6 protein-coding genes are annotated in these 6,000 nt (G+C 64.6%); 5 read left to right on the top strand and 1 reads right to left on the bottom strand.

Features of this window, described 5'->3' with window-relative positions:
- Window positions 1–520: 520 nt before the first annotated feature.
- Window positions 521–1,459: a class I SAM-dependent methyltransferase gene (locus GY769_10375; protein MCP4202327.1), complete on the bottom strand. Its 939-nt coding sequence runs from the start codon at window positions 1,457–1,459 to the stop codon at window positions 521–523.
- Window positions 1,460–1,516: 57 nt separating this feature from the next.
- Between GY769_10375 and GY769_10370 the strand changes: the two genes are divergently transcribed.
- From GY769_10370 to GY769_10350, 5 genes are all read left to right on the top strand, one after another.
- Complete coding sequence (locus GY769_10370) at window positions 1,517–2,536, top strand: NAD(P)-dependent oxidoreductase (GenBank protein ID MCP4202326.1); 1,020 nt, start codon at window positions 1,517–1,519, stop codon at window positions 2,534–2,536.
- Window positions 2,537–2,554: 18 nt separating this feature from the next.
- Window positions 2,555–2,866: a methyltransferase gene (locus tag GY769_10365; protein ID MCP4202325.1), complete on the top strand. Its 312-nt coding sequence runs from the start codon at window positions 2,555–2,557 to the stop codon at window positions 2,864–2,866.
- 37 nt (window positions 2,867–2,903) lie between these two features.
- Window positions 2,904–3,929: a hypothetical protein gene (locus GY769_10360; GenBank protein ID MCP4202324.1), complete on the top strand. Its 1,026-nt coding sequence runs from the start codon at window positions 2,904–2,906 to the stop codon at window positions 3,927–3,929.
- A gap of 67 nt (window positions 3,930–3,996) precedes the next feature.
- Window positions 3,997–4,929 carry a DUF1684 domain-containing protein gene (locus GY769_10355; GenBank protein ID MCP4202323.1) on the top strand — a complete coding sequence of 311 codons (933 nt, stop codon included), beginning with the start codon at window positions 3,997–3,999 and terminating at the stop codon, window positions 4,927–4,929.
- A 25-nt stretch (window positions 4,930–4,954) separates the two neighbouring features.
- Window positions 4,955–5,986 carry a mechanosensitive ion channel family protein gene (locus GY769_10350; protein ID MCP4202322.1) on the top strand — a complete coding sequence of 344 codons (1,032 nt, stop codon included), beginning with the start codon at window positions 4,955–4,957 and terminating at the stop codon, window positions 5,984–5,986.
- Window positions 5,987–6,000: the final 14 nt, after the last annotated feature.

Below are 6,000 nucleotides of genomic sequence, written 5' to 3'. Positions count from 1 at the left end.
TGGGCGTAACAATCTAGCGCCCGGGCGTTGACGGCGGCTCGCCGAGCGATTCGCTAGGGGCCGGCCCGGGAATCGGGGACACCATTCCTTGGTGTCCCCTCCCGACTAAGGGTGTTGACCGATCGGCGCTTCGGCGCCGTTCGGCAGGCAACCACCCAGGGGCCGGCTCGGGCTTCTCAGACTGCCGGAATCCGGCCCTCGCCTGCGCGCTGCTGCGCGCAAGCCCTTCGAGGCCTCCGAGACGACTTCCAAAGTGCTTGCGGCGAGCCCCCTGGGCGGCTGCCTGCCGAAGCGGCTTGCCTCCGCGCTCGATCGCGGCTCTCGAGTGCCGTCTCAGAACAGTGCAATCCTCCGGGCTTCGAGCTTCCGGAGTCGCTCGGCGAAGAAAACCGGTCGGGTCCTTGCCGTGCGCAAAGCCGTTCGAGGCGGTGCGAGCACCCGGCGTGGCGAGAGGCGGGTGAGATCTGAGTAGTTCGAGCCGGCCCCTGGAGAACTCGTCTGCCGACCGCCGTCGAAGCGCTTAGCCGGTGCGCCTGAACCAGAGCGACCCGAAGTGGGTGTCGTAATCCGCTACTTCGGTCGGTCGATAGTCCGGCACCGTGGCCTTCAGGAACTCGGGGTCGAAGTGGCGCAGGATCGGCGCCGAGAAGACGATCTCGAAGTCCCGGTTGAAGGCCAGAAACGCCTGGAGAATCATCGACTCGGTCCACACCTGCGGCCACTTGGTCCGGAAGACGTATTGCTCGGCCGGGTGAGGCACGTTGTAGGGAAAGTGGATGTCGTGGGCGTGAATGGTCACGCCCGGCTTGAGGCACGGCACGACTTCGAGATACAGATACGCGACCTCGCCTCCGACCTTGAGGACGTGACTCGTGTCGATGAAAAAGACATCGCCGGCCTCGAGCTCGTCGAAATAGGCCAGGTCGACGTCCTGGACCGGGCTGATGGTCAAATCGATGTTCTCGAGCTTCTTCAGCGCCTCGCGCGGGAACGGGTCGACGACCCGGAAACTGGTCTCGATCCCCTCTTCACGATTCTTGTTGACCGCGAGCCAGGCGTAGTAGGTGGAGAATCCCGAACCGATCTCGGTGTAGCGCCTCGGTTTCAGATGGCGAATCATGAAGTAGAGCGTCATGGCGTCGACTTCGGTGAAGCCCGGCCCCAGGCCGAGTCTCTTGTTGTCCTGGTAGCGGGGCAGCGCCTGGTACTCGGCGCCGTACCGCGATACCAGCTCGCTCAGCAGCGTCTTGATCGACTCGACGTCGTACTCGACGCCGACCATCTCGCTGGGCACGTCCCATTGCTCGCGAGTCGCTTCGAGCTCCTTCAACACAGGTATCGGCGAATAGAAGTCTCGAGAGGGGTAGACCTCCCAGCCGATTGCCGAGACGGTTCGTCGCATCAGATAGTGGAGCTTGCGATAGACGGCCTTGAGGGCCGCGAACACGGGGTTGGGCATGATGGATGAGCGCTCTGCTAGGCTTCAGAGAGGCCGTAGGACCTTTCCGGGGATTGGATGTCTTCTGATTCGAGAAACGGCGCGCCCAGGCGCGACGCAGCACGGAGTTTAGCAGGCGATTCGGGACCAGGACGAGTTCTGGTAACCGGTGCCGGTGGGTTTCTGGGCCGCGCGGTGGTTGCCAGGCTCCTCGAGACCGGCTGGTCCGTAGAGGCCGTGACCTCAGGCGGGGCGCCTGAGCCAGCACCGCGACACGAGGCGTTGCGCTGGCACGAATGCGACCTACTGGACGAGGCGAGTGTCGAGAGGCTGATCCCCAGCCTCGGCGCGTCGCACCTCGTGCATCTGGCCTGGGCGCCGAACCGCGGTATCTACACCTCGCCCGAGAACTTTCGCTGGGTGCCCGCGAGCGCCCGGTTGCTGGAAGCGTTCTTCGGGAGCGGCGGCAAGCGGACCGTCTTTACCGGGTCGAGCGCCGAGTACGACTGGTCGAGCGGAATCTGTCGGGAGGGGAGCACTCCGCTTGCGGGTGGCGGCGCCTACGGAGCCGCCAAGCGTGCCCTCGGCGAGCTCTTTCGAGGCTTGTGCGAGCTTCACGCCGGGGGTGAAGCCCGGGAGGTCAGCGGAGCCTGGGCGAGGCTCTTCTTTCTCTTTGGTCCTCATGAGCCCGAGGGGCGCCTGGTCGCCGCGGTCGCGCGCTCGTTGATCGAGGGCGGACCGGTGCGCTGCTCCGAAGGGACCCAGATTCGCGACTACATGTTTGTCGCCGACGCCGCCGATGCCCTGGTCGAGCTCTTGAGGTCGGATCTCACCGGACCGGTCAACGTCGCGTCGGGCGAGGGGGTTCGCGTGCGGGATCTGGTGCTGGATCTGGCCGAGCGTGTCGGCGGCGGCGGCGTGGAGCGGATCGAGTGGGGCACGGCGGGGCGCGGGGCGAACGAAGCGCCGCTGGTCGTCGCGGATGCGGGCAGACTGCGCGACGAGCTCGAGTGGCAGCCGAAGATCGGCCGCTCGGAGGGTCTGGAGCGGACCGTAGCTTGGTGGCGGCAGCGCTTGGCGACGAAGGCCGAGGCCTGAGCGGTTGCGAGCAGTCTGATGCCTGGGAATTCTCGTTACCGCCCTTTCTATGAGGTGGTCGAGAGCATTCCCGAGGGGCGGGTGGCGACCTACGGCCAGGTCGCCATGCTTGCGGGCAAGCCGGGCCGGGCTCGCCTGGTCGGCCATGCCTTGAGCTCTCTCGACGAGGAGAGCGATGTACCCTGGCATCGGGTGATCAACGCGCGCGGCGAGATCAGCCGGCGGGGGCTCGGCGATGGCGAGCACCTGCAGCGAATCCTGCTGGAGTCGGAGGGCGTAGTGTTTACCGAGGGCGGCAGGGTCAACCTCAAACGGTTTCGATGGAGGTAGGTTGGAAGGTCGGCAATCGACTCAACCCCAAGTGGCCATGACCGGGCGAAGTCAACGAGGCAGGACTGTTTCCGGGAGGCTCCGCTTTGGGGTCGGCGCGCTGGCTGTCTTCTGGCAGGTAGCATCGGGGCCCGCGCTTGCGTTCGAAACCGATCAGTACCTCGCGCTCGAAGCCGAGTTGGTCGATTCGGCGGAGCCGGTCAACGCGTATCTGAACGCTGAGCTGGAGGCGTTTCTCGCTCGCCCCGCCGCGGATCGACTCAGCTGCCGGCAGATCCCGCCCCGCTTCTATCGCCATTTGTTTCAGGGCTTGCTGGCCTCGCGGCTGCAGAAGTTCCTGAAGAGCAATCCCGCCGTCGATCTGTACCCGAAGGGTGTCGGGTATCGAGAGCACTTGCGGCGGAGCGTGTATCGGAAACCGGCCTTCCCGTATGTGCTGCCGCTGTCGCCGACGATTCGGATCGGCGAGGTCCGTTTCGGACTCGACAAGTTCGGACACCTGTTCGGCTTCGGCCGCCGCTACTACAAACAGTACTCACGGCTGCGTGCTCGAGGGCGGTCCGAAGAAGAGGCGATTCGGGCCGTAGTGCGCCGGGGGCTGCACCAGGAGCGGTTGTTCGTCGGAGGATGGGCCGACGGCGTCTTTTCCTACGGCGACCTTGAAGCCAACTATCAGGGCATGGAGCTCGCGCGGCGTTTTTGCCGGGGCGAGAGCCCGTTGTTGGAGCGGTCCGATCGCCAGTGGCACCGGCGCCGCATGATCGACCTGCGTGAGTACGTCACACCGTCGTTCGACGAGTCGTACAACAACAACCACTACCCGGCTCCGCGCTGGAAGAAAGTACGACCCATTCTGGTCGCCGAATACTGCGATCGCTTCTTCTCACCGATCGTCCAAGCTCGAATGAGGAGATATGAAGCGATCGACCGGCCGAACCCTTCGAAACGCATCATTGCCGAGTATTTCGCGCGTAAGGGGCGAAGTCCCCAGCAGCGCCAGTCGATGGATGCCATCTGCAACCGGCCGACGGACTCGATCCTCGCCACCACGGCCTTTCGTTGACTTGCGCCGGGTCGAAGTCTCTGCGAAGCTGCCGCGTCCGCTAGTCAACTGAGAGGAGAGGCCTTTGGTGCGAGCAGTCGAAGTCTGGTTTGTTCGTCTCGGAGCCCTGCTGGCAGTGGTTGGTGGCGGGTGTTCGGGCGGCGCCGAGACGACGGCGGTGGAGCCGGTGAGCGACCATCGTTCGCTGATCGAGTCCTGGCGGGAAGAGCGTGATCAGAGTCTTCGAAAGCCGGATGGTTGGCTGACTTTGGCGGGGCTCTACTGGCTAGAGGAGGGCGACAACGCTTTCGGCTCCGGCGAAGGCAATGCCGCGGTTTTTCCGGATGGCCTGATCGACGAGTACACCGGAGTCCTGGTCCGCGATGGTCGTGAAGTGGAGCTGCTCCCCGGGGCGGGAGTCGCGCTGACCATCGGGGGCTCGCCGGTGTCGGGTGCGACCGCTCTGTCTCTCGATACCTCGGAGGGTGGCCCGACGATCGTCGAGAGTGGCAGCGTTGCCTTCTACGCGATCGAGCGCGGGGAGATGATCGGCGTCCGGCTCAAGGACCGCGAGAGTCGACTGCTTACCGAGTTCGAAGGTATGGAGTACTTTCCGATCGACGAGGACTGGAGGCTCGTCGGCCGCTACGAGCTCTTCGACGAGCCCAGGGTCCTGCGGACGCCCAACATCCTCGGGACCGTGAGCGGGGAAGAGATCTTCGGGGAGGTCGTGCTCGAAGTTGGCGGTGAGAGGCATAGCCTGCAGCCCTCGGGCGATCCGGAGGATGGGTTCTTTCTGGTCTTCGGCGATCAGACCAACGGCTCGCAAACTTACGGCGGGGGCCGCTTCGTGTACGCGGAGCCGGTCGGCGATGACGGCACGGTGGTCGTGGATTTCAACAAGGCCTACTGCCCGCCCTGCGTATTCACCCCCTATGCGACCTGCCCGCTGCCGCCGCCCGAGAACAGGCTGCCCTTCAGAGTCGAGGCTGGCGAGAAGATGTTCGGAGCGGCGCACTAGAGCACCGCTAGCGCGGAGACATTGAATGGTGATCGAGAATCTGATCGCGTCACTTCGATTGTTGATCCCGGCGGGGATAGCGGCCGTAGTGACCCTCTTGGTTGTCGCGGGCCTTCATCTGCTGCTGGGTCGATGGGTTCGTTCTCGTCATCGCGGGCAGGTTCGGCTCGCCGCGACGCTCTTGGTCTCGGTCGTCGGCCTGCTGATTGTCACGGTGTTCCTGCCGATCGACGACACTCTGAGAGCCCAGGTAATCGGTCTGGGCGGCGTCCTGATCGTGGCGCTGGCGTCGACGACCCTGTTGGGCAACGCCATCGCGGGTGTTCTGCTGCGGGTCGTGGGCAATTTCGAGCTGGGAGACTGGGTTCGCGTCGAGGGTCAGTTCGGGCGAGTGACCGAGCGCGGCTTGTTCCACACCGAGATCGCGACCGAAGATCGAGATCTGACGACGCTGCCGAACCTCTACCTGGTCACCAAGCCGGTGACCGTGGTCCGGGCCTCGGGCTCGATTATCACCGCGGATGTTTCGCTCGGCTACGACGTCGGGCACGAGCGAATCAAAGAGATTCTGAAAAAGGCCGCGAAGAGCGTTTCGGTGGGCGAGCCCCCGGAGGAGCTGCAAGAGGTCTTCGTTCACGTCCGCGAGCTGGGCGACTTCTCGGTGGTCTACCGGGTGGGAGGGTTGCTCAAGAACGTCAAGCTGCTGCTTTCGGCGAGAAGCCGATTGAGAGGCGCGATGCTGACGGCTCTTCACGAAGTCGACGTGGAGATCGTGTCGCCCAGCTTCATGAATACGCGAGCTCTGGCGAGTGACAAGCGCTTCCTACCGAACTCCATTTTGGAGAAGCTCGCTGTTCACCGTGCGCTCGCGGACGTGCGGGAGCCTGAAACAGTGCTCGAGGAGGTCGCCACGGACAAGGCCGACGAGGCCGAGAAGGCCGAGTTGCGCGGTGACGGATCGGTCGCTTTGGAAGCGGATCGGGTCGACGAGGAAAGCCGGCTGCAGCAGGCAGGCGTCGAGGTCGAGCGGGAGAGCGGCGAGCGCGAAGACCTCTGACGAGCCGACCAGCG

Source organism: bacterium, from assembly GCA_024224155.1.
Classification (GTDB): Bacteria; Acidobacteriota; Thermoanaerobaculia; order Multivoradales; family JAHEKO01; genus CALZIK01.
Note: the sequence above shows the minus strand (reverse complement) of the source record. Positions and strands in the feature narration are given on the sequence as shown.

Bases quoted from the DNA above. Each gene is read 5' to 3' on its own strand.
- GY769_10375 (MCP4202327.1), bottom strand. From the start codon at position 1,459: ATGCCCAACCCCGTGTTCGCGGCCCTCAAGGCCGTCTATCGCAAGCTC.
- GY769_10370 (MCP4202326.1), top strand. From the start codon at position 1,517: ATGTCTTCTGATTCGAGAAACGGCGCGCCCAGGCGCGACGCAGCACGG.
- GY769_10350 (MCP4202322.1), top strand. From the start codon at position 4,955: ATGGTGATCGAGAATCTGATCGCGTCACTTCGATTGTTGATCCCGGCG.
- GY769_10365 (MCP4202325.1), top strand. From the start codon at position 2,555: ATGCCTGGGAATTCTCGTTACCGCCCTTTCTATGAGGTGGTCGAGAGC.
- GY769_10360 (MCP4202324.1), top strand. From the start codon at position 2,904: ATGACCGGGCGAAGTCAACGAGGCAGGACTGTTTCCGGGAGGCTCCGC.